The sequence below is a fragment of the Amycolatopsis jiangsuensis genome (assembly GCF_014204865.1).
Classification (GTDB): Bacteria; Actinomycetota; Actinomycetes; order Mycobacteriales; family Pseudonocardiaceae; genus Amycolatopsis; species Amycolatopsis jiangsuensis.
Genome location: NZ_JACHMG010000001.1, coordinates 2746645 through 2768026, shown reverse-complemented (window position 1 = coordinate 2768026; position 21382 = coordinate 2746645). Strand labels below are relative to the sequence as shown.

Genomic DNA, 21382 nt, shown 5'->3' with positions numbered 1-21382 from the left:
GACACAGGTGTCCACAAAGGGCACCCGCAGGCCCGGGATCGCGCGCGACCCCGGGCCGGGCGGTCAGGACAGTTTCGACCACAGGAACTCGTAGGCCAGCGCCGTGCGGAAGGCCAGCTGTTCGTTGTCCGCCGCCGCGCCGTGGCCGCCTTCGAGGTTCTCGAAGTACTCGACCTCCGCGTGCCCCTGTTCGCGCATCCGGGCCACCATCTTGCGTGCGTGTCCCGGATGGACGCGGTCGTCCCGGGTGGACGTGACGAACAGGATCGGCGGGTACTCCCGGTCCGCTCGCACGTTCTGGTACGGCGAGTACTTCGCGATGTACTCCCACTCGGCCGGCACGTCCGGGTCGCCCCATTCGGCCATCCACGACGCGCCCGCCAGCAGCAGGTGGTAGCGCTTCATGTCGAGCAGCGGAACCTGGCAGACGATCGCGCCGAACAGCTCCGGGTAGCGGGTGAGCATCACACCCATCAGCAGGCCGCCGTTGCTGCCGCCCTGGATTCCGAGCCGTTCCGGGGTGGTGATGCCGCGTGTGGCCAGATCACGGGCGACCGCGGAGAAGTCCTCGTACACCTTGTGCCGGTCGGCTTTCACCGCCTGCGCATGCCACTGCGGACCGTACTCGCCGCCGCCGCGGATGTTCGCGACCACGTACGTGCCGCCGCGCGAGAGCCAGGAACGGCCGATGGAACCGCTGTAGGACGGCGTGAGGGACACCTCGAAGCCGCCGTACCCGCTCAGCAGCGTCGGCCCGCCTTCGGCGTCCGCCGGGCGGAGCACGAAATACGGAATCCGGGTGCCGTCCTCCGACGTCGCGAAATGCTGGCTGACCTCGATCCCGTCGGTGTCGAAGAATCCCGGCGCCTGCTTGAGGACCTCGACGTCACCGCCGACCACGCCGCGGCTGAGCGTGGACGGCTGGACGTAGCTGGAGGAGTCCACCAGGTACTCGTCGTCGACGTCGGGTTCGGTGTCCACGATCTGCGCGCTGCCGAACTCGGGTGCGCCGGCCAGCGGAGCCTCGGTCCAGCCGTCCGGTCCCGGGGTGAGTACCCGCAGTTCGGTCTTCACGTCGTGCAGCGTCCCGAGCAGCAGGTGGTGCCGTGTCCACGTGTAGTAGTCCAGCGAAGTGTGCGCGTCCGGGGTGAACAGCGCGGTGAAGTTCCGGTCGCCGGAAGTGAACGCGTCGTACCGGATGGCCAGCAGCGCTCCGGCCGGGTACGCCACGCCGCCCACAGTCCAGGAGGTCCGCGGCTGCACGAGCAGCCAGTCGCGGTGCGCCGACACGTCGACGTCGTCCGGCAGGTCGAGTTTCACGAGCCCGGACGCGGTCCGCTCGTGCACCTCGGTCCGAAAGAAGTCCAGTGAGCGGTACACGAAGTCGCGCTCGAATCCCTCGGTCGGGTCGTGGAAGGCGGCGACCGCGACGTCGTCGGGCTTGCCCTCGAACACCGGCACCGCGTCCTCGATCGGGGTGCCGCGCCGCCACTCCTTCACCAGCCGCGGATATCCGGAGCTGGTGAGCGTCCCGGGCCCGAAGTCGGTGCCGAGGTACAGCCGGTCGGCGTCGATCCAGCCGACGCGGTTCTTCGCCTCGGACAGGAAGAAGCCGCCTTCGACGAACTCGTGCGCATCGAGGTCGAACTCCCGGACCACGGTCGCGTCGGCCCCGCCGCGGGACAGCTGCACCAGCCCGAGCCGGTGTCCCGGGCGCAGCACCGCGGCACCCTTCCACACCCAGTTCTCGTCCTCGGCTTCGGCGAGCGCGTCGACGTCGAGCAGCAGCTCCCACTCCGGTTCCGCGCTGCGGTACTGCTCGAGCGTGGTGCGCCGCCACAGTCCCCGCGGATGCGCGCCGTCCTGCCAGAAGTTGTAGAGGTGCGGCCCCCGGCGCACCACGTAGGGGATCCGGCCGCCCGCGTCGAGCACCTCGCGGATCGAGTCCCGCAGCTGCCCGAACCGCTCACCCGCCGTCAGCACGTCCAGGGTTTCGGCGTTGCGGGCGCGGACCCAGTCGAGTGCCGCTTCCCCGGTCACGTCCTCCAGCCACAGATACGGATCTTCGACAGTCATGGCGCCCAGTCTCGCTGTCCTCCTGCCGTCCGGCCAAGTGGACCGGTGTTCTCGTTTCGTGATCCGGCTCGCGTGACCGTCTCCGTATGCTGGGGTGCGTGGGGGATCGATGATCGTTTCGCCGTCGCCGCGCCGTCGTGGGGCCGGGAAGGCGCTCGGCGCGCTGCTGGCGCTCGTGGTGGTCGCGGCCGCGATCGTGGCAGTGGTGCCACGCGAGGTGCGCGGCCACGCGGTCGCGGTGTCCGGCAGCGGGGTGGCGCGGGCTCGCGAGGACGGCAGGCGCCCGGTCCGGGAGCTGGCCACCAATCCACTGCTCGCCGGTGAGGTCGCGCTCGGGCGGGCTTCGTGCGATCTGCCGCGGCTCGGGCGCTCCGGCCCGCAGCTCGCGGCGTACTACGAAGCGCTGTCCGGTTGCCTCGCGCAGGCGTGGCGGCCCGCGCTGGAGCGTGCCGGCGAGCCGGCTGGAGAGGTCCGGGTCTCGATCACGCTGCCGAAGGTGAGCGCGTGCGGCACGGCGCCGTCGCGCGAGGAAGCGGTGGCGTACTACTGCGGTGGCGACACCACGATCTACGCGCCCACCGACTGGATGCTTTCGGACGCCGGGTCGAACGGCGCCCGGCACGTGGCGACCATCGCCCACGAGTACGGCCACCACGTACAGCGGGAAAGCGGCATCCTCGACGCGGCGAGTGCGCGGATGGGCTCGGACCGGCCGGGCGGTAAGGCCGGCAACGCAGTGGTACGCCGCATCGAGCTGCAGGCGAACTGCTTCGGTGCGCTGTTCCTGGCCGCCGCCGCGGGACGCGGATCGATCAGCCGGGCGATGGCGAACGCCGCCGTGGCCGACTACGGCCGAGCCGACGACAGCGGTGACCACGGCAGCCACGACCACCAGATCGCCTGGGCGAAAGCGGGCTACTCCGGCCGCGGCCCGTCCGCGTGCAACACCTGGTCGGCCTCGGAATCCCAAGTCAGCTGAGCCGGTCACGCGAAGACGCGGCGGGGCAGGTCGAGGACGGAGGTGCTTCGGTCGGCGGGCGCGGGCTCGTCTTCGGCTACGGTGCGACCACGACCGGCCGGATCGGGCCGGAACCTGCCCGGCAGCGCCGGGCTGCCCGACGAAGGAGATCGATGACCGACGACGTGATGGTGGCGATCGATGCCGGGCTTCGCAGGCATCTCGCCGGCGATCGGGCCGGGGCGAAGACCGATCTTCTCGCGCTGTGGGGGCGCCTCGGGGAGGACGGCGACCCGCTGCACCGCTGCGCACTCGCGCACCACCTCGCCGACGTCTGCGACGACCCGGCCGAGGAACTCGAATGGGACCGGCGCGCACTGGCCGCGGCGGACGGGCTCACCGACGCGCGCGTCCAGGAGCACCATTCGACGCTCGCGGTGCGCGGGTTCTACCCGTCACTGCACCTGAACCTCGGTGAGGACTACCGCAAACTGGGTGATTTCCCGGCCGCCCGTAGGCATCTCGCCGCTGCCCGCGAGAAGCTCGACGCTCTCGGCGACGACGACTACGCCGAAGGCGTCCGGCTCGCCCTCGACGGGCTGGCCGAGCGGCTGGACTGAACGGCCATACCACGGACCGGCAGGTGCTGCCGGACTTTCGCACTCGGCATCCGGGCCCTAACCTGATGTGACCCGAATCACCGAGGAGAGGGGTTCGCCATGCGAATCGCGGAACTGCTCGAGCGCAAGGGAACGACCGTCGCCACCGTCTCTCCCGGGACCACGGTCACGGAGCTGCTGGCGGGTCTGGCCAGGCAGAACATCGGTGCGATGGTCGTGGTCACGGCGGACGGCGGCATCGCCGGGATCGTGTCCGAACGTGACGTGGCACGCCGGCTGCACGACCACGGCCCGGCAGTGCTCGACGGCCCGGTCGCGGACATCATGACGAAACTCGTCGCCAGCTGCGGCCCGGACGATTCGATCGACCAGCTCAGCGTGCTGATGACCCAGCGGCGGATCCGGCACGTACCGGTGCTCGCCGAGGGCAGGCTGGCCGGCATCATCAGCATCGGCGACGTGGTGAAGACCCGGATGGAGCAGCTGGAACGCAGTCAGGAACAGCTCGAGGCCTACATCGCCCAGGGCTGACTCACTCGCGCCACCCGGCGAGCCGGACGCCCTTCGCCACCTCCACGCGGTAGCCGAGCGAGACAGCCGCGGACGCGCCGGGTGCCAGCGTGAGCTGCCAGCTGTACTGGCCGAGTTCGGTCTGCTCCGACGGCTCCGGCGTCGCGCGCACATCCCGTACGGTGATTGCTTCGTCGCGCGACACCGGGGCCTGGTCGAGCACGGTCACCAGCGCTTCGCGTGGGCTGTGATTGTGCACAGTGGTGCGGTATTCCGCTTCACGACGGCGTTGGCCCGACAGTGTCGCCTTGCTCGCCGTACGCCGCACGAGCTCTCGTTCGACGCGGATCCGGTCGTCGACACCGAGCGCCAGCTCCCGCTCTTCGCCGGGCGCCCACAGGCCCAGCCGCGTGGTGCCGACGAACTCCGTCTCGTGGAACACCGACGCGCTTCCGGGAAGGAACGGATGCTCGCCGGTGTTGACGACCTTCGCCCGCAGATAAGCCTCCGGCGCCTGGCCGGGCGCGGTCACATAGTCCAGCTGGGCGGTGAGGTCCAGCTGCGCCAGCGTGGTCCGGTGTCCTTGCGCGCCAGAGGGAACAGCGATCGCTCGTGACGGCCGGTAGGTCACCGCGGTGGTGCCCTGTTCCGCTGTGGCGAGTTTCGCCCCGAACCGCGCGTCCGCCGGCACGGCCGCGGCGGCGAACGCCATTCCGCGGCCGGGCGGGGCGGGCTGTTCCCGGTCGAGGTACCAGGGTTCGGGTTCCGGGAGCACCACGGTGTTCGCCGGGCGGGCGGTGGACAGCGCCAGCTCGCATTCCGGCCAGTCCTCGCCGGTGTGCTGGCTGACCAGCCCGTACGCGGTGACCGAGACGTTCGTGTCGCGGACTCGTACGTCGTAGCCGGATTCCCAGCTCGCGCCGGGGACCACATAGGACAGTTCCAGCTCGAGTTCGCCGGTGCCGGACGGCTCGATTTCCACAGTGACCGTGGAACTGTCCTGCTGAGACTGTCCACTGTGGTTTTCGATCTGCCGGTCCAGCGCGGCCAAATCGTCGCGCAGCTCGGCCAGGTGGGTGCTGAGCGCGCGCCGCTCCTTGAGCGTGTCAGCCAGCTGCCTGCCCAGCGCCGCGCTGACTTCGCCCACGCGCGCGGGTTCCGCTGCACCGCCCGCGAGCGCCTTCGCGAAGCTGGCGCCGCTACGGCGTGCTACGCCGGTGAGCAGGTCGACCTGTGCCGACGCGGCTACCTCTTCGTCGGCTACTGCGTCGACTGTGGCCTGCTTCGCCCGCCGTTGCTCGACGAGTGCGCGCAGTGTGGCGTCGGCGGGTGCGGCGTGCTGGGCGAACCCGACGTCGACTCCGGTGACGAGCGCGTCGCCGGTACCGCCGACGCGGACCGATCCGGCGTCGAGGGAGGCAGGCAGGCCGGTGATCTCCACCCGGTTGCCCGCGGCCGGATCGACCGTCCCGCGCCGGGTGACCCGCGCGTGTTGCGGGTAGACGGTGACGGCGACGATGGGTGCGTCCATGGCTCCGACGTTAGTCGCTTGACGGCTTACCCGGTTGCCGGAAGTGTCGGACAGGTTCGTGTGCTTCGTCCGGCTTGGGGGTCCTGTGAGGGTCGCTGCTCGGGTTGCTGTCGTTCTCGCCGCTGTGGTCACGTTGTCGGTACCTGCGGTCGCGCAGGCCGCTTCGCCGCCTGGACCGGTCTTCGCGGACGGTCAGGCGCAAGCGGTGTTCGATCCTGCCGATGTGGTGCGTGAAGACGTCTGGGTGACCGCGCCGGTCGACAGCGACCACGACGGTCAGCCCGACCGTGTCCACGCGCAGGTAGTGCGGCCGAAGGCGACCGAGCTGGGCATGAAAGTCCCCGTGGTGTACGAGGCGAGCCCGTACTTCGCCGGCGGCAACGACGTCGCGAACCACGACGTCGACAAAGAGCTGTACGTGCCGGGGCCGCACGCCGCGGAGCCGATCGAATGGGCCTACCAGGACTACTTCACCGCGCGTGGATTCGCGGTGGTGTACGGCGAATCCCTCGGTACCGGACTGTCCACCGGCTGCCCGACCACGGGCGGCGCGAACGAGACGATCGGCGCCCGTTCGGTGGTCGACTGGCTCAACGGCCGTGCGCCCGCCCACGACGCCGCGGGCACTTCGGTGACCGCCGGCTGGAGCACCGGGAAAACCGGGATGATGGGCGTGTCCTACAACGGAACGCTGCCGAACGCCGTGGCGAGCACCGGCGTCGAAGGGCTCGAGACGATCGTGCCGATCGCCGCGATCTCCAGCTGGTACGAGTACTACCGCACCGACGGCGCGGTCGTCGCGGCCGGCGGCTTCCAGGGCGAAGACACCGACGTGCTCGCCGACTACGTGTACACCCGAGCGGACCGGGAGATCTGCCGTCCGGTGATCGATCAGCTGACCGCTTCACAGGATCGGGTGACCGGCGACTACGGCCCGTACTGGGACGTGCGGAACTACCGCAACGACGTCGCCAAGGTGCGCGCCTCGGTGCTCGCGGTGCACGGCCTGAACGACTGGAACGTGAAGACCGACCAGGTCGCCCAGTGGTACGAAGCGCTGAAGGCACACGGTGTCGAGCACAAGATCTGGCTGCACCAGGCCGCGCACGCGGACCCGATTTCGCTGCGGCGCGACGTGTGGCTGCTGACGCTGAACAAGTGGATGTCGCATTATCTGTACGGAATTGAAAACGGCATCGAAGAGGAGCCGAAGGCCACGATCCAGCGTGAGGACAAGTCGTGGACCGACGAGGCCGACTGGCCAGCGCCGGGCACCGCGGACGCTTCGCTGCACCCATGGCCGGGAGGCGGTGCGACAGGCACCCTCGCCGGACAGCAGGTACCGGGAAATCCGGCTGTCGAATCGTTGGCGGACGACGCGAGCAAGACCATCGAACAGCTCGCCGACGCAGCGTCGTCCGGCAACCGGTTGCGTTACGCCTCGTCTGCCGCGACGCGTGCGCTGCGCCTGTCCGGCACAGCGCACGCCGATCTACGGCTCTCGTTCGACCGCCCGGCCGCGAACGTCACCGCGGTTCTCCTCGACCGCGCGCCGGACGGCAGCTCGCATGTGATCAGCCGCGGCTGGACGGACCCGCAGAACCGCGTGAGCCCCGCGGTGACGACGCCGATCACCCCGGGACAGCGGTACCCGATCCGGGTCGATCTGATGCCGAAGGACTACGTTCTGGCCGCCGGACACCGGCTGGAATTCGTGCTGGCCTCCAGCGACCACGACTACACGCTCCGCCCGCGGCCGGGCGCCGGACTGTCGCTCGATCTCACCGGCACCACCGTGACGCTGCCCGTGGTGGGCGGCAAGACAGCGCTGGGGGAGGCGTTCCTGCGGTAAGCCGTTCCCGGAGTCAGTCGGCGACCCAGTTGCCGTGGAAGCCGAAAGGCACGCGGACGGGCAGATGGATGGTCGCGACCGGGTCGGTGAGGTCCTGGGCGTGCCGGATGACCACGTCGCAGCGTTCTGTGGCCGTGTCGTGGAGGTAGGCCATCAGCCAGCCGTCGTCCTCCGCGGTGCTCCCGGCCGACGGCACGAAGACCGTTTCCATGGTCAGCATGCCCGGCCCGTAGTCGATCCGCTCGCCCGTTCCGCGCTGGACGTCGTACTTGAGCAGTCCGGTGAATCCCTGCGGCATGTCGTCGGAGGTGATCGTGTACGAGTAGCGGTAGTCGCGGCCCACCCGGCGCTCGTCGTGCCGCGGGAACTCCTGTGCGCGGTCGTCGAGCAGCTGCTCGCTCACCTGGCGGGTCGCCGGGTCGGCTGTCCAGCGGTACAGATGACCCGGGTCGGCTAGCGGGTGCAGGAGGTTCGTGCGGAACATCGACTCGTAGCGCACCACCTCCATCACGACGGTGCCGTCCTCGGCGTCGTAGGCGTTGCCGGTGTGGAACACGAAAGGCGTGCCGGGCAGCTCGCACCAGACGACGTCTTCCGCGTTGCCCTCGCGGGGCAGCAGGCCCACCCGGCAGCCGTGCCCGGGATTCCACCGCAGCGGTACGGTCTCGGTGCTCGCGGCCTCCGGCGAGAAGGTGACCGGCATGTCCATGATGACGATGTACTTTTCGGTCAAGCAGGTGTCGTGCACCATCACGTGCCCGGGCAGCGGAACGTCCACGATGCGGCGTACCCGGCCCTCGGGCGTGACGACCTGGTACTGCACCTTCTCGTGCTGCGGGGTGTAGGTGATGGCGTGCGTCTCCCCGGTCACCGGGTCGACGCGGGGGTGCGCGGTGAACGCCTCACCCAGCGTCCCGCCGAAATCGCACCGGGCCTCCGTCCTGAGGTCGTAGGAGACCAGCATCGGCAGCGCTCCGGCCTCGGCGACCGCGTAGACCTCTTTGCCGATCCGGATCATGTTCGTGTTGTTGGAGTTGTCGAATCCCCGGGTCGGCCCCGGCACCGGTGGTTCGTCGAGCGCCGCAAGCACCTCCGTACCCCGGACGAAGCGGTTGCGGTACCACTCGGCCCGGCCGTGGCGCAGTCGGAGGCCGTGCATCATGCCGGTCCCGGCCAGCCAGTTGTGGTTCGCCGGATCGTCGACCGGGGCGACCGGATTGGGTCCGACCCGCAGCAGCCGTCCGGACAGCTCGGCCGGGATCTGCCCGTCGACCGTGAGATCGTAAGCCGTGATCTCCTCCCGGACCGGCGCGTAATTGCCGGTGAGGTACAGGCTGCCGTCCCGCGTCAGCCCGGTGGCCATGGTGTCGTCCGACGTCATTGCGCAGCTCCTTTGCCGTGCTTTTCCCGGTGTTCTGGTGAACCGATGTCAGATCTGGGATCCGCCGCCGTCCATGGCGAGTTCCGCCCCGGTCGTATAAGTGGCGTCGAACGCGAGGAACGCCACCGTCCTGGCGACTTCCTCCGGTGTCCCCAATCGCTGCATGGGAACCTGCACGACCATGTCCGATCTCGTCTTCGCGGCCTCTTCCGAGGGCATCGACTTGTCCAGGATCGCGGTGTCGATCACGCCGGGGCTGACCGCGTTGACCCGGATGTCGTTCGGGAGCAATTCACGGGCCAGGCTCCGGGTCATCGAACGCAGTGCCGCCTTGCTCGCCGCGTACACGCTGATCATCGGCAGGCCCACCACGTTGACGACCGAGGTGGTCAGCACCACCCCGCTTCCCACGGCCAGCAGCGGAGCGAGCTTCTGCACCGTGAAATAGGTACCCTTGGCGTTGACGGTCATCAGCTGGTCGAACAATTCCTCGCTGGTCGCCTCGAATGGCGCGAAACCGCTCACCCCGGCATTGGCGAACAAGGCGTCGACCGTGCCGAACTCGGCCTTCACCCGGTCGGCCAGCTCATCGATGTCCGCAGCGATGCCGCATCGCTGCGGACGGCGATCGCGTTTTCGCCGAGTTCTTCGCGTGCGGCGTCCAAGGCGGATTGGCTGCGCCCGGTGATCAGCACCCGCGCTCCTTCTGCGCAGAACAGCTTCGCGGTGGTCAGCCCGATCCCGCTGCTGCCTCCGGTGATCACCACGTTCTTGCCCTCGTACCTGGCCATATCAGTACTTTCCTCGGTCCGGAATCGGTGTTCCGCCGCGGTGGGAAGTAATCCAGGCGGGCTGTATCCGAGCCAACAACCGTCCGGACCGGATGTCCAAGACCTGTTCGGTATCCCGTTATGCAGGGCGCGTATACCGCGTACAGTCGGGGTGTGACGGATGAAGTCCTGTTCTCACCGGCAGCCGGTTCCCACTCCGACTTCGACCTGCGTCTGGTGCGGTATTTCACCGTCGTCGCCGAGCACCGGAACATCGCCAGGGCGGCAGCACTGCGTGTCGCCCAGCCGTCGCTGAGCCGCCAGATCCAGCGACTGGAGGACACGCTGGGCACCCGCCTGCTGGAGCGCACCACTCAGGGCAGCACGCTCACCGCGGCCGGCGCCGCGTTCCTGCCGCGAGCACGCGCGCTGCTGCATGCCGCCCGCGCCGCCGCCCTCGCGGCCCACGACGCCTCGGTGCCGCACGCGATCACCATCGGTTACACCGAGGACCTCGTCATCACCCCCGCGGTGCGGAGTCTGCGCCACCGCGACCCCGATGCCCAGGTGCGCACCCGGCACCTGAACTGGGATGAAGCCAGTGCACTCCCCGAGGGCAGGGTGGACGTGCTCGTCACCCGCACACCGCTTCCCATCCCCAGCGACGACCTGCTCGTGAGTCTCGTCTACGACGAGCCCCGGTCGCTGCTCGTCTCCGCGTCGCACCGCCTGGCGGGCAAGGAATCGGTCACCGTCGACGACTTCGCCGACGAGCCTCTTCTCGCGTGTCCCACGATGGCCGCGGCGTGGGTCGAGTTCTGGCGGCTCAACCCCCGTCCGGATGGTGCCCCGGCACCGTCCGGCCCCACGGTCGTGCACTCTGTGGAGGACAAGATCGAAGCGGTCGCCGATGGGCGAGCCGTCATCGTCGTGCCCGCCGGCGACCGGCGCAGCACCCTTCGCGACGACCTGGCCACCGTCCCCATCGACGGGATCGAGCCCTGCCAGGTGGCGGTCATCGCCCGCACCGACGACGGCAATCCGCTCATCGCGCACTTTCGGGAAGCTGTGGAGAGTCATCTCGCCGGCAACGCCTAATCGGCGATTCCGGCTCGGTAGGCGAAGGCCACGGCCTGCGCGCGATCGCGGAGCCCGGCCTTGGCGAACAGGTGGTTCACGTGAGTCTTCACCGTCGCCGCGCTGACCACCAGTGTGCGTGCGATCTCCGTGTTCGACAGGCCGGCCGCGATCAACCGCAGTACCTCCACCTCGCGCGCCGTGAGCCCTTCCAGCTCCTGCGTGCGCGCTGGCGCGCGGCTCGTGGCGGCTGCCACCAGCCGTGCCTGCAGCTGACCGTCGACCGTCGACTGGCCGGCCGCGGCCGAACGAAGCGCGCGAGCGATCGCTTCGGCGTCCGCGTCCTTGGTCAGGAACCCCCGTGCACCGGCTTTGAGCGCGCCGAGCAGAGACTCGTCGTCGGTGTAGGTGGTGAGCACGACGACCTCGGTCTCCGGGAACTGCGCGCGGACCAGTTCGGTGGTCTCCACCCCGTCGCGCTTCGGCATCCGGAGATCCACCAGCAGTACGTCCGGGCGGTGCTCGGCGACCAGCTCCAGCGCCTGCACCCCGTCGACAGCAGCTCCGACGACCTCCACCTCGGGCAGCAGACCGAGCAAGGTGACCAGTCCTTCACGCACCACCGCCTGGTCGTCGGCCAGTACGACGCGCAGCTTCACACCGGCACTGTCAGCTGAATCCGCCATCCGTCCTCTCCAGGTCCGCTTTCGAGCGCTCCGTCCAGCAGCGCGACCCGCTCGCTCATGCCTCGCAAACCGTATCCCGGCGCCGGCGCGTCCGGAGGCCGCCTGCCCTGCCGGTCGGCAATGGTCAGAGCCACCTCGTCGGCACCGAAGACCAGCCGTACGTCCACTTCGGCTCCCGCGGCGTGCTTACGCGTGTTCACGAGGGCTTCCTGCACTGCGCGCACCAACGTGGCGCCCACGGACGCGTCCAGCTCACGCTGCTCACCTTCGACGACCAGGTCGGCGCGCGCGCCACTGTCGAGCCGGTACGCGGTCAGCAGGTCGGACACTGTGCGCTCTACGGGCACAACGTCCTCGCGAAGCGCCGCGACAGCATTGCGCGCCTCCGAGAGCCCCTCCGAAGCGAGCTTCTGTGCCCGCTCGACCTGCGCGAGCGCGTCGTCGCTAGCGCCGTCGCGGACCAGCATGAGCCTTGCGCCCTGGAGGTTCAGGGCAAGCCCGGCGAGCGAGTGCGCCAGCACGTCGTGGAGCTCACGGGCAATGCGCGCGCGTTCGGCGAGGGCGGCGGCGCGGCCGTGTTCCTCGGCGGCGGTCTGCGCGCGGGCCAGCGCAAGCTCCGTCTGTTCGAGCCGTTCCACCCGGCTGCGCCGGTTGGCGGCCAACAGGACCATCACGATCAGGACGCACAGGATCGCGAGCGCGTTGAGCCACCCGAGGTGCTGCGTGATCGACCAGGCGACGATCGTGCCGGTCGCGGCGGCCACCGCGAACGCCGAGGCGAGGCGCCCGAACGACCGCAGCGTGAAGAAGGTGGCGCCGAACATCGACACTGAGGTGAAGCCGCCCGGGCGAAGGACCCACAGTGCGCCGGTCACGGCGATCACCAGGACCAGCACGGTGGGCAGCAGCCACGGCGGCCGGACCGTCCGCAGCAGCAGGACCGGCACCGAGCACGCCGCGACCAACGCGATCAACGGCCAGGTCCAGGCGGGCGCGGATGGGATCGCGAACAGCGAGGGCAGCGTGAGCACACCCCAGCGCACCCAGTCGACGCCCTCGAGCCGCCGTAACGCGTTCATCGGCCCCCCTCGGCGCTTGTACGGAAAATGTACTGGCTTCGGCTTGGCTGGGCCGCATCCGGCATTTCCGCCCCACGGAGGTAAGCCTCATGAGACGGTTCGCAACGACCGCCGCGCTGGTGTTCGCGTCCGGCCTGGCCCTGACCGCCCTGGCCGCCCCGGCGTCCGCGGCGCCGAACTTCCAGGTGCCGTTCAAGTGCGGCGTCACCGTGACCGCGGCGACGTTCAGCGGCCACAACCCGGCCAACTCCGTGGACTTCCAGAAGGCCGGCATCACCGGCATGCCGGTCGTGGCGTCCGCGCCGGGCAAGGTCACCCGGGTCGAGAACGAGGGCAGCACCAGCTACGGCCGCTGGATCGAGCTCGACCACGGCGGCGGCTGGCGCACCCGGTACGCGCACCTGTCCGCCCAGGAAGTGTCGGTGGGCCAGAGCGTGGGACAGGGCGTGGAGATCGGCAAGGCGGGAGCGACCGGCGGCGTGACGGGTCCGCACCTGCACTTCGAGGAAAACCTCAACGGGACCACGCAGAAAGCCGTGCTGAACGGTGTCGCGGCGACCTACTACGGCAAGAAGGACTTCACGAGCAAGAACAACTGCGGCGGCAACCCGTACTCGGCCACCCAGGTCTGCGGTAGCGGCTTCTCGGTCGTCGACCAGCAGAAACTGGGTACGGCGGGCACGGCGTACCTGCTCTACAACGCGACGTCGAAGGCCAACTGCGTGACCACCCTCAAGGCGACTTCCCTGGGCAAGGCGAGCCCGGTATCGGCCTTCGTGGAGGCGAAAGGCGCGACCCGGGTCACCGACCAGGGCGACTACACCTACTACGCCGGCCCGGTGAAGAAGACGGCAGGCGCGACGTGCGTGAAGTGGGGAGGTTCGGTGGGCGCCACGACCTACGAAAGCCCCTTCGAACACTGCGGCTGACCCCGGGGCGCTCCTTTGTTTCGGCTTGGCTTGCGCTGACTTGGTCCCGGTTGCCTTGCTGCGGACGGTCTTGCCCGGCACGCCTTGCCCCGGCTGCCGTCTCGGACCGCTGCCGTCTCGGACGCTGTCATCTTGGACCGCTGCCACCTCGGACGCGGACGACTGCCGGGCCACCAGTTCCGGCCGCACCGCCGGCCGCTGCTTCGTCCGGCGGGCACGGCCACAGACTCGGCCGGGGGGACCCCACGGCCGGCCCGTCGAGGCCCTGTACATCCCCCAGGACCTCGACGGGCAATCCCTTGCTTACACGGCGTGCTTCCGAACGCTACTTTCCCTCCGTAGCAAGGTAATTTCGCGCACCATGGCGCAGCCACCACACTTCTCGGGCCGCGGGCACACCCCACCGACACTTCCGCTCGGACTCCGCGTCCGGGCGAGTGGTTGTCCACAACCGCTCGCACCATCCACAGATTTCCCGCCGGCGCCCCATCCGCCGGTTTTCCGCCGCACAGTGGAGGCGTGACCACCTCGACCCCGCCCGGCACCGACCGGGTCACGCTCCGGAATCCGGCCCAGCTCATCGCGGCGCTGCCGTATCTGCTCGGCTTCCACCCCGCCGATTCGCTGGTCCTGCTCGGGCATCGAAGACCCGGCACCTCGATCGGCCTGATCCTGCGTGCCGACCTGCCACCTCGGGAACTCTTCGCCGCACAAGCCGATTCCCTCGTCCCGCGATTCGACGACGAGGAGCACATGGGAGTCACCGCCGTCGTCGTCGGCGGTACTCCGGACGATCTCGGACCACCGTACCCGGATTTCGTCGACGAGCTGCGGCGTGCGCTGGCCGAGCACGACCTCCGGCTGTTCCATCCACTGTGGACGGCGAAGGTCGAGGCCGGGGCGCGCTGGGGGTGTTACCGCGATCCGGAGTGCGGCGGAGTCCTGCCCGATCCGCGGAGCACGGTGGCCGCGGCAGCCGTCACCAAGGCCGGGTTCGTCGTCTACCGCAGCCGTGAAGAGATCTCCGCCCTGCTCGAGCCTCGCTCGCCCGACGCGCTCGCTCGCCGTGCCGCGCTACTCAGGCGTTCCCCCGAGCCCCTGAGCGATCCCGAATTCACCGCTGTGGCATCGGGTGCGCCCAGCGTGCCGCCGCACCGAGCTCTCCTCGATCGGGCGGCAGCGGAAGTCCGGGAAGCATTCTTTCGACACCGCAACGGTTTCGGACCGCCTGATGACGGGCAGGCTGTCCGGCTGGCGCACGCCCTCGCTTTGCCGCCGATCCGCGAGGCCTGTCTCGCCATGGCAGTACCGGTGGGAAGCCCGCTGGCCCGCGAAGCCGAAGAGGTGTGGCTGTCCCTCGTCCGCGAGCTGCCCCCGCCGCACCGTGCCGAAGCCGCCTGCCTGCTCGCTTACACCACGTTGCTCCGCGGTGAAGGTGCGTTCGCCGGGATGGCGGTCAACAATGCCCTCGACGCCGATCCCCGAAGCGTGCTGGCGCGTCTGCTCCACGCGGTCTGGAACAGCGGTGTCGAGCCCAAGCGGCTCCGCGGTCTTGCCGTCCCCACCGGAAGCGTCGATCTGGGATTGGCGGGGGAGACGTGAACGACAGCGGGCCCGGCTCGCCCGAGCCGGGCCCGTAAGTGAGCGGCAGGTCAGGCGCGCCGGCGTCCCCGGGTGAACTCCCAGGCGTCGGAGACGATGCCGTCCAGGTCGGTCCGTTCCGGCTTCCACCCGAGTTCCTCGCCGGCCTTCCCGCTGGAGGCCACGAGCACCGAAGGGTCGCCCGCCCGGCGAGGGGCGACCACGGCGGGGATCGCGTGCCCGGTCACCCGGCGGCAGGACTCCACGACCTCGAGCACGGAGAACCCGGTGCCGTTGCCGAGGTTGTAGATGCGGTGCTCGCCGCCGGTCGCGTGCCGCAGTGCCAGGAGGTGGGCGTCGGCGAGATCGGCCACGTGGATGTAGTCGCGGACCGCGGTCCGGTCCGGGGTCGGGTAGTCGTCCCCGTAGAGGGAGATGTGCTCGCGGTCGCCGGTGGCGACCTGGAGAACGAGGGGAATGAGATGGGTTTCGGTGGTGTGCCGCTCGCCGAAGGCGCCGTACGCGCCGGCCACGTTGAAGTAGCGCAGGCTGACCGCGGCGAGGCCGTGGGCCCGCGCGAAGCTGGTGATGGCGTGGTCGATGGCGAGTTTCGAAGCGCCGTAGGTGTTGGTCGGCCGTGTCGGCGCCGTCTCCGGGATCGGGGACACGTCGGGCTCGCCGTACGTCGCGGCGGTGGAGGAGAAGACGAGGCGCGGGGTGCCGTTCGCCTTCATGGCTTCCAGCAGCCGCAGGGAGGTGACGACATTGCCCTCCCAGTACTTCGCCGGATCGGTCATCGATTCGCCCACGAGCGACTTGGCGGCGAAGTGCAGCACCCCGTCGAATCCTTCACCGAGGAGGTCCGCGGCCACCTCGGCGGCGTCACCCTGCACGAAACGGGCGTCCGGGTGCACCGCGTCGGCGTGCCCGGTGGAGAGGTCGTCCACGACGGTGACCTGGTGACCGGCCTCGATGAGCCGCGCGGCGCACACGCTGCCCACGTACCCCGCGCCGCCCGTCACCATCAGTTTCAGGGGGCTCTGCTGGTCCGTCACGTCTTGGCCTTTCTGATGAGGGGTGCTGACCGTGCGCCACAGTGTTCCCCTTGCGCGCAGCGCCGCCGCCTCCGGGGGTTGCTCCGGAGGACACTGCGGCCCCGCCACCGTGGAACAGCGTGGCGGGGCCGGGAAAGTGCTCCGGTGTGCTCAGATCTCGTCGCGGCCGGCGCCGCGGGAGGGCACCGCGGTGAACATCCGGGGACGGCGCCAGCCTGCCCGGTCGTAGGCGTTTTCGACCGCGTCGCGCACGGTGTCGAGGTCGGCCTCGCGGACCAGGGCGATCGCCGAGCCGCCGAACCCGCCACCGGTCATCCGTGCGCCGAGGGCGCCGGCGGACCGGGCGGAGTCGACCGCGAGGTCGAGCTCGGCGGTGGAGATGCGGTAGTCGTCGCGCATGCTCACGTGCGAGGCGTCGAGGTACGGCCCGATCTCGGTCAGCTTCCCGTCGCGCAGCAGGTCGACCACGTCCAGCACCCGCTGGTTCTCGGTGACCACGTGCCGCACCAGCGGGACGAGGTCCTCCGGCAGCCGGGCCAGCGCTTCGTCGAGCCCGTCCACGGAGACGTCGCGCAGCGCCTTCACACCGAGCAGTTCGGCCGCCCGCTCCGTGCCGCGGCGGCGTTCCCCGTACCCGCCCTCGGCGTGGGAGTGCTTCGTGCGGGTATCCATGATCAGCACCCGGACCCCGGTTTCGGCCAGCGGGAACGGCACCTGCTCCATCTCGCCCGAGCGGACGTCGAGGAACAGCACGCAGGCGTCCTCGCAGCACAGCGAAGCGGTCTGGTCGAGCAGGCCGGTGGGGGCGCCGACGAAGTCGTTCTCCGAACGCTGGACCCAGCGTGCGATTTCCGGGCGGCTCGGCGTGCCGGGCGCGCCGTCACCGAGTTCCACGCCGGCGACGCCGAGCAGCGCCAGCGAAACCGCGCACTCGAGCGCGTGCGAGGAGGAGAGACCGGCGCCGGAGGGCACGTCGCCGGCGATGACCAGGTCTGCGCCACCCGTGTGGCCCTGCTCGCGCAGCACCCACGCCACTCCGGCGGCGTAGGCGGCCCAGCCGCCGATCGAACGCGGCTCGAGCGAGGCGATGTCGAGCGGACCGGAGTGCTGGAGCTGGCCGTCGTCGCCGAGGGTGGCGACCACGAGCTTGCCGTCACGGCGCGGCGCGGCCGCCGCGGCGAGCCGGTGCGGCAGGGCGAAGGGCAGCACGAACCCGTCGTTGTAGTCGGTGTGCTCGCCGATCAGGTTCACCCGGCCCGGCGCGGACCAGACACCGGCCGGGGCCCGCCCGTGGACCTCGCGGAACGCGGCGGCCGCGTCGGTCGCGGGGCTCACCTGGCGAGTGCCAGCACGGCGTGCAGCGCCGAGGTCGAGACCTGCGCGGAGCTTTCGGTGCCGGCGACCTCGATGGTCACCCGGCCCCCGCTGGCCCGGCCGACCCGGACCCGGCCGCCCGGCACGATGCCGACCGACTTGAGCTCGGTGAGCAGGGATTCGTCGAGCTGCACGTGCTCGGCGATGCGGCGGACCTCCGCGTCGCCGCCGCCGGTGCGGGCCAGCTCGTCGAGCCGGACCAGATCGGCCTCGGCCGGCGGGGCCGGGTCGCCGTCGCCGAGCTTGTCGAGGCCGGGAATCGGGTTGCCGTAGGGCGAGGTGGTCGGGTGGTCGAGGAGCTTGACCAGCTTGCGCTCCACGGCCTCGCTCATCACGTGCTCCCAGCGGCAGGCCTCGTTGTGCACGTGTTCCCACTCCAGGCCGATGACGTCGACGAGGAGGCGCTCGGCGAGGCGGTGCTTGCGCATCACGGCGATGGCCAGTTCACGCCCGTGGTCGGTGAGCTGCAGGTGCCGGTCGTCCGCGACGACGACCAGCCCGTCACGCTCCATCCTGGCCACGGTCTGGCTCACGGTGGGGCCGCTCTGCTGCAGCCGTTCCGCGATCCGGGCCCGCAGCGGGACGACACCTTCCTCCTCGAGTTCGTAGATCGTACGCAAGTACATCTCGGTGGTGTCGATGAGATCGTTCACGCTGTCCCCTTCGTCCGCGTAGCTCATCGTAGTCGTTCGCTCCGGCGGCGACGGCACGCCTGGGGCTAACCACCCGGCCGCGGGGAAAAGGCCGGCCGTGGTGCGCCAACCCGCGGCGGACCTGCAGGATGGAGGCCATGGATGCGTTGATCTCGCCCGCCGGGCTCGCCGCTCTCCCCGCCGGTGAGCGTCCCGTCGTCCTGGACGTCCGCTGGCGGCTGGGCGGGCCGCCCGGTGCGGACTCCTACCGCGAGGGTCATCTGCCCGGTGCGGTGTTCGCGGACCTCGACACCGTGCTCGCCGCTCCGCCGGGGGAGGGCGGGCGGCATCCGCTGCCCGACCCGGCGGACCTGCAGTGCGAGCTGCGGAAAGCCGGAGTGCGGACCGGCTGGCCGGTGGTCGTGTACGACGACGCCGACGGTTCCGTCGCGGCCCGGGCGTGGTGGCTGCTGCGGTGGGCCGGGCACGCCGACGTCGCGGTCCTCGACGGTGGTTACGCAGCGTGGCGGGCAGAGGGTCGTCCGGTGACCACCGAGGTGCCTTCGCCGGGACCGGGCGACATCGAGGTCCGGCCGGGCGCGATGCCCGTGCTGACTGCCGAGGGCGCCGCCGCTCTCGCTCGGGAGGGCCTGCTGCTCGACGCACGCGCGCACGTCCGTTACACCGGCGAGACCGAACCGGTCGACCCGAGGGCGGGACACATCCCGGGTGCGGTCAACGCGCCGTCGTCCGGGCACGCCGGCGCGGACGGGCGCTGGCTCTCCCCGGGTGAGCTCGCCGAGCGGTTCGCGGCGCTCGGCCTGAGCGCGGAGACGCAGGTCGGTGCTTACTGCGGATCGGGCGTCACGGCGTCCTCGGTCGTGCTTGCGCTGGAAGTCGCGGGGCATCCGGCACCGGCCGCGCTGTACGCGGGTTCGTGGTCGCACTGGTCACGCGATCCGGACCGTCCGGCGGCGACCGGGCCCGAGCGCGGCTGACTCCGCCGGACGTCGTGCGCGCGCTGAATCCCCGTTGCGGCGGGAACTTCTTGCACGCGCGCGGCGACTTCTTCCCCGGAAGGTCCCTTCGGGTGGAATGAGGCGTGCATGGAACGGCGGACTTTTCTCCGTGGCGCGGCAGCGTCCGGCGTGGCGACGACGGTCTCGGCCGGCGCCGCGGCGCCGGCCGGGGCGGCGGAGCGCGGGCCACTGCGCGTGCAGGTCGTGTTGTTCGACGGGGTGGAGGAGCAGGACTTCGCCGGCCCGTATGAAGTCTTCTCCGCTGCGGGTATGCATGCGGCGCGGGGGACGGAGGTTTCGTACGCGCGCGTCGACGGTCCCGGTGTGGTGACTGCCGCCTACGGCACCAAGGTGCAGGTTGAGCGCGGCTGGGCGCCGGGCGAGGCGGACGTTCTGGTCGTGCCCGGCGGCGGATACTCGAAAAAGCAGGGGCCGGGCATCTGGGGAGAGATCCGGAAGGGGGCACTGCCGTCGGCGCTCGCGGAGGCACGGCGTGACGGGCTGATCTTCGCGTCGCTGTGCACCGGTGCGCTGCTGCTGGGAGCTGCCGGCCTGGTCCGCGGCCGCCCGTGCACGACGCACCACGGTGCGAAAGCCGATCTCGCCGCCCAGGGCGGCGTGGTGAAGGACGCCCGTGTGGTCGATGACGGATCACTGGTCACCGCCGGTGGCATCACCAGCGGCCTCGACCTCGCGCTCTGGCTCGTGCACCGCGAACTCGGCGCGGACGCCGCGGTGGGCGTCGAAACCATGCTGGAGTACGAGGCTCGCGGCACGGTCTGGACCCACTGACCACACCGGCATGCCGGCCGCGTGAACCGGACGCCGCCGACATGACGCCGTGGATGGGACGCGTGAACCGGACGCGTGGACGGGATGCGCGTGAGCTGGCGCGTGGACGGGATGCCGTGGAGGAGATGCGCGTCGGCTGGATGCGTGGACGGCATGTGTGTGGACCGGCCGCGTGGACGAGACGCGTTGGCCGGGCCGTTCACCGGAAGCGGTGGGATGCCGGTGGCCGGACGTGTCCGGACGTGGCCGTCGGCGGGACCGGGCTGGGTGGCCGTTCGGCCAGTACAGTGCGGTACATGTCCTCGCGTGCCGTTGTCTGGGATCCCGCGCTGCTGGGGTACGACCTGGGCGGGGAGCATCCGTTCAATCCCGTCCGGCTGGAACTCACCGTCCGGCTGGCCACCGCGCTCGGGGTGCTCGACGGGGTGGACCTGCTCGTGCCGACCGCCGCCGGGGACGAGGAGCTGCTGCGGGTGCACGTGCCCGAATACCTGGCCGCGGTGCGGGAAGCCCCGGAGGTCGGCTGGGACGTCGGGCACGGTCTCGGCACCACGGACAACCCGGTGTTCAGCGGGATGCACGACGCGTCGGCCCTGGTCGTCGGCTCGACACTGCTCGCCGCTCGGAAGATCGCCGAGGGGCAGGCGCGGCGCGCGGTGAACATCGCGGGCGGGCTGCACCACGCGATGCGCGACCACGCCGCCGGGTTCTGCGTCTACAACGATTGCGCGATCGGCATTTCCTGGCTGCTCGACCACGGTTTCGACCGCATCGCCTACATCGACACCGATGTGCACCACGGCGACGGCGTGCAAGCAGCGTTCTACGACGATCCGCGCGTGCTCACCGTCTCCCTGCACCAGCACCCGTTCACGCTCTGGCCCGGCACCGGCTATCCGGGGGAGACCGGCCGTGACGGCACCGCGGTCAACATCCCGCTGCCGCCATCGACCCGTGATCCCGGGTGGCTGCGCGCGTTCCACGCGGTGGTGCCGTCGCTGCTGGAACAGTTCAAGCCGCAGCTGCTCGTCACGCAGTGCGGGGTCGACTCCCACGAGGAAGACCCGCTGGCCGACCTGTCCCTTTCCGTCGACGGGCATCGCACGATCTACGCCACCCTGCGTGACCTCGCCGAACGGTATGCCGGAGGTCGCTGGCTCGCCGTCGGCGGTGGCGGCTACCAGCTGATCCGGGTGGTCCCGCGGTCGTGGACGCACCTGCTGGCCACCGTCCTCGACCGGGACGTCCCGCCGGAGGCGCCGCTGCCGTCGTCCTGGACCGCGACGGTCACCCGAGCCGCCCCCAACGCCGAGATCCCGCACGCGATGACAGACGGGAAAGACACCACGTTCGTCCCGTGGGGCGATGCCGCCGACGAACCGGTGGACATCGCCATCCGCGACACCCGCCGCGCCGTCTTCCCCCTGCACGGCCTGGACCCGGACGACCCGAGGGACTGA

At 70.5% G+C, this 21382-nt stretch carries 20 protein-coding genes; 10 read left to right on the top strand and 10 right to left on the bottom strand.

The features are described from left to right. Nucleotides 1-63: 63 nt before the first annotated feature. Nucleotides 64-2076: a prolyl oligopeptidase family serine peptidase gene (locus BJY18_RS12120; RefSeq protein WP_184780069.1), complete on the bottom strand. Its 2013-nt coding sequence runs from the start codon at nt 2074-2076 to the stop codon at nt 64-66. Between the two features lie 109 nt (nt 2077-2185). Here BJY18_RS12120 and BJY18_RS12115 point away from each other — a divergent pair, with 109 nt between their 5' ends. From BJY18_RS12115 to BJY18_RS12105, 3 genes are all read left to right on the top strand, one after another. Next, nucleotides 2186-3055 (top strand): neutral zinc metallopeptidase, encoded by an 870-nt coding sequence (locus tag BJY18_RS12115; RefSeq protein ID WP_184780068.1) that lies wholly within the window; start codon nt 2186-2188, stop codon nt 3053-3055. A 152-nt stretch (nt 3056-3207) separates the two neighbouring features. Then, nucleotides 3208-3654 (top strand): hypothetical protein, encoded by a 447-nt coding sequence (locus tag BJY18_RS12110; protein ID WP_184780067.1) that lies wholly within the window; start codon nt 3208-3210, stop codon nt 3652-3654. A 99-nt stretch (nt 3655-3753) separates the two neighbouring features. Then, complete coding sequence (locus tag BJY18_RS12105; protein ID WP_184780066.1) at nt 3754-4185, top strand: CBS domain-containing protein; 432 nt, start codon at nt 3754-3756, stop codon at nt 4183-4185. A gap of 1 nt (nt 4186) precedes the next feature. Here the strand turns inward: BJY18_RS12105 and BJY18_RS12100 are convergent, their stop codons facing one another. After that, complete coding sequence (locus tag BJY18_RS12100) at nt 4187-5695, bottom strand: DUF4139 domain-containing protein (RefSeq protein ID WP_184780065.1); 1509 nt, start codon at nt 5693-5695, stop codon at nt 4187-4189. 85 nt (nt 5696-5780) lie between these two features. On the opposite strand from BJY18_RS12100, the gene BJY18_RS12095 reads away from it, so the two are divergent. Then, nucleotides 5781-7547, top strand: coding sequence for a Xaa-Pro dipeptidyl-peptidase (locus tag BJY18_RS12095; protein ID WP_184780064.1), 1767 nt, complete (start codon nt 5781-5783; stop codon nt 7545-7547). A 13-nt stretch (nt 7548-7560) separates the two neighbouring features. Here BJY18_RS12095 and BJY18_RS12090 read toward each other — a convergent pair whose 3' ends face one another. The 3 genes from BJY18_RS12090 to BJY18_RS37445 are packed head-to-tail and all read right to left on the bottom strand — an operon-like array spanning nt 7561 to nt 9719. Further along, entirely contained in the window at nt 7561-8928 is a 1368-nt protein-coding gene (locus BJY18_RS12090) for a carotenoid oxygenase family protein (protein ID WP_184780063.1), read from the bottom strand. Between the two features lie 48 nt (nt 8929-8976). Beyond that, nucleotides 8977-9501, bottom strand: coding sequence for an SDR family oxidoreductase (locus BJY18_RS12085; protein ID WP_312873824.1), 525 nt, complete (start codon nt 9499-9501; stop codon nt 8977-8979). Continuing rightward, complete coding sequence (locus BJY18_RS37445; protein ID WP_281393664.1) at nt 9498-9719, bottom strand: SDR family NAD(P)-dependent oxidoreductase; 222 nt, start codon at nt 9717-9719, stop codon at nt 9498-9500. Before BJY18_RS37445 ends, BJY18_RS12085 begins: the two co-directional genes overlap by 4 nt. A 153-nt stretch (nt 9720-9872) precedes the next feature. Between BJY18_RS37445 and BJY18_RS12080 the strand changes: the two genes are divergently transcribed. Beyond that, nucleotides 9873-10796, top strand: coding sequence for a LysR family transcriptional regulator (locus BJY18_RS12080; protein ID WP_312873823.1), 924 nt, complete (start codon nt 9873-9875; stop codon nt 10794-10796). On the opposite strand, the gene BJY18_RS12075 is transcribed toward BJY18_RS12080, so the two are convergent. Together BJY18_RS12075 and BJY18_RS12070 are read right to left on the bottom strand one after the other, a co-directional pair. Further along, nucleotides 10793-11434, bottom strand: coding sequence for a response regulator (locus BJY18_RS12075; protein ID WP_184780061.1), 642 nt, complete (start codon nt 11432-11434; stop codon nt 10793-10795). The genes BJY18_RS12080 and BJY18_RS12075 overlap by 4 nt on opposite strands. Next, on the bottom strand, nt 11431-12540 hold the full coding sequence (locus BJY18_RS12070; RefSeq protein WP_184780060.1) for a sensor histidine kinase: 1110 nt from the start codon (nt 12538-12540) through the stop codon (nt 11431-11433). The genes BJY18_RS12075 and BJY18_RS12070 overlap by 4 nt, the downstream gene beginning before the upstream one ends. A gap of 89 nt (nt 12541-12629) precedes the next feature. Here BJY18_RS12070 and BJY18_RS12065 point away from each other — a divergent pair, with 89 nt between their 5' ends. Further along, nucleotides 12630-13469: a M23 family metallopeptidase gene (locus BJY18_RS12065; RefSeq protein ID WP_184780059.1), complete on the top strand. Its 840-nt coding sequence runs from the start codon at nt 12630-12632 to the stop codon at nt 13467-13469. Between the two features lie 519 nt (nt 13470-13988). After that, nucleotides 13989-15071, top strand: a complete 1083-nt coding sequence (locus tag BJY18_RS12060; RefSeq protein ID WP_184780058.1) for a DUF4192 domain-containing protein — start codon at nt 13989-13991, stop codon at nt 15069-15071. A gap of 50 nt (nt 15072-15121) precedes the next feature. On the opposite strand, the gene galE is transcribed toward BJY18_RS12060, so the two are convergent. From galE to BJY18_RS12045, 3 genes are all read right to left on the bottom strand, one after another. Further along, complete coding sequence (gene galE / locus BJY18_RS12055; RefSeq protein WP_221459110.1) at nt 15122-16075, bottom strand: UDP-glucose 4-epimerase GalE; 954 nt, start codon at nt 16073-16075, stop codon at nt 15122-15124. Nucleotides 16076-16255: 180 nt separating this feature from the next. Further along, on the bottom strand, nt 16256-17440 hold the full coding sequence (gene galK / locus BJY18_RS12050; protein ID WP_184780056.1) for a galactokinase: 1185 nt from the start codon (nt 17438-17440) through the stop codon (nt 16256-16258). Next, nucleotides 17437-18159 (bottom strand): iron-dependent transcriptional repressor DtxR, encoded by a 723-nt coding sequence (locus BJY18_RS12045; RefSeq protein ID WP_221457688.1) that lies wholly within the window; start codon nt 18157-18159, stop codon nt 17437-17439. Before BJY18_RS12045 ends, galK begins: the two co-directional genes overlap by 4 nt. A 110-nt stretch (nt 18160-18269) precedes the next feature. Here BJY18_RS12045 and BJY18_RS12040 point away from each other — a divergent pair, with 110 nt between their 5' ends. From BJY18_RS12040 to BJY18_RS12030, 3 genes are all read left to right on the top strand, one after another. After that, on the top strand, nt 18270-19109 hold the full coding sequence (locus tag BJY18_RS12040) for a sulfurtransferase (protein WP_184780055.1): 840 nt from the start codon (nt 18270-18272) through the stop codon (nt 19107-19109). Between the two features lie 108 nt (nt 19110-19217). Further along, nucleotides 19218-19922, top strand: a complete 705-nt coding sequence (locus tag BJY18_RS12035) for a DJ-1/PfpI family protein (protein WP_184780054.1) — start codon at nt 19218-19220, stop codon at nt 19920-19922. A gap of 296 nt (nt 19923-20218) precedes the next feature. After that, nucleotides 20219-21382 (top strand): acetoin utilization protein AcuC, encoded by a 1164-nt coding sequence (locus BJY18_RS12030; protein WP_184780053.1) that lies wholly within the window; start codon nt 20219-20221, stop codon nt 21380-21382.

Bases quoted from the DNA above. Each gene is read 5' to 3' on its own strand.
- BJY18_RS12120 (WP_184780069.1), bottom strand. From the start codon at position 2,076: ATGACTGTCGAAGATCCGTATCTGTGGCTGGAGGACGTGACCGGGGAA.
- BJY18_RS12115 (WP_184780068.1), top strand. From the start codon at position 2,186: ATGATCGTTTCGCCGTCGCCGCGCCGTCGTGGGGCCGGGAAGGCGCTC.
- BJY18_RS12110 (WP_184780067.1), top strand. From the start codon at position 3,208: ATGACCGACGACGTGATGGTGGCGATCGATGCCGGGCTTCGCAGGCAT.
- BJY18_RS12105 (WP_184780066.1), top strand. From the start codon at position 3,754: ATGCGAATCGCGGAACTGCTCGAGCGCAAGGGAACGACCGTCGCCACC.
- BJY18_RS12100 (WP_184780065.1), bottom strand. From the start codon at position 5,695: ATGGACGCACCCATCGTCGCCGTCACCGTCTACCCGCAACACGCGCGG.
- BJY18_RS12090 (WP_184780063.1), bottom strand. From the start codon at position 8,928: ATGACGTCGGACGACACCATGGCCACCGGGCTGACGCGGGACGGCAGC.
- BJY18_RS37445 (WP_281393664.1), bottom strand. From the start codon at position 9,719: ATGGCCAGGTACGAGGGCAAGAACGTGGTGATCACCGGAGGCAGCAGC.
- BJY18_RS12070 (WP_184780060.1), bottom strand. From the start codon at position 12,540: ATGAACGCGTTACGGCGGCTCGAGGGCGTCGACTGGGTGCGCTGGGGT.
- BJY18_RS12065 (WP_184780059.1), top strand. From the start codon at position 12,630: ATGAGACGGTTCGCAACGACCGCCGCGCTGGTGTTCGCGTCCGGCCTG.
- galE (WP_221459110.1), bottom strand. From the start codon at position 16,075: ATGGTGACGGGCGGCGCGGGGTACGTGGGCAGCGTGTGCGCCGCGCGG.
- BJY18_RS12045 (WP_221457688.1), bottom strand. From the start codon at position 18,159: ATGAGCTACGCGGACGAAGGGGACAGCGTGAACGATCTCATCGACACC.
- BJY18_RS12040 (WP_184780055.1), top strand. From the start codon at position 18,270: ATGGATGCGTTGATCTCGCCCGCCGGGCTCGCCGCTCTCCCCGCCGGT.
- BJY18_RS12035 (WP_184780054.1), top strand. From the start codon at position 19,218: ATGGAACGGCGGACTTTTCTCCGTGGCGCGGCAGCGTCCGGCGTGGCG.
- BJY18_RS12030 (WP_184780053.1), top strand. From the start codon at position 20,219: ATGTCCTCGCGTGCCGTTGTCTGGGATCCCGCGCTGCTGGGGTACGAC.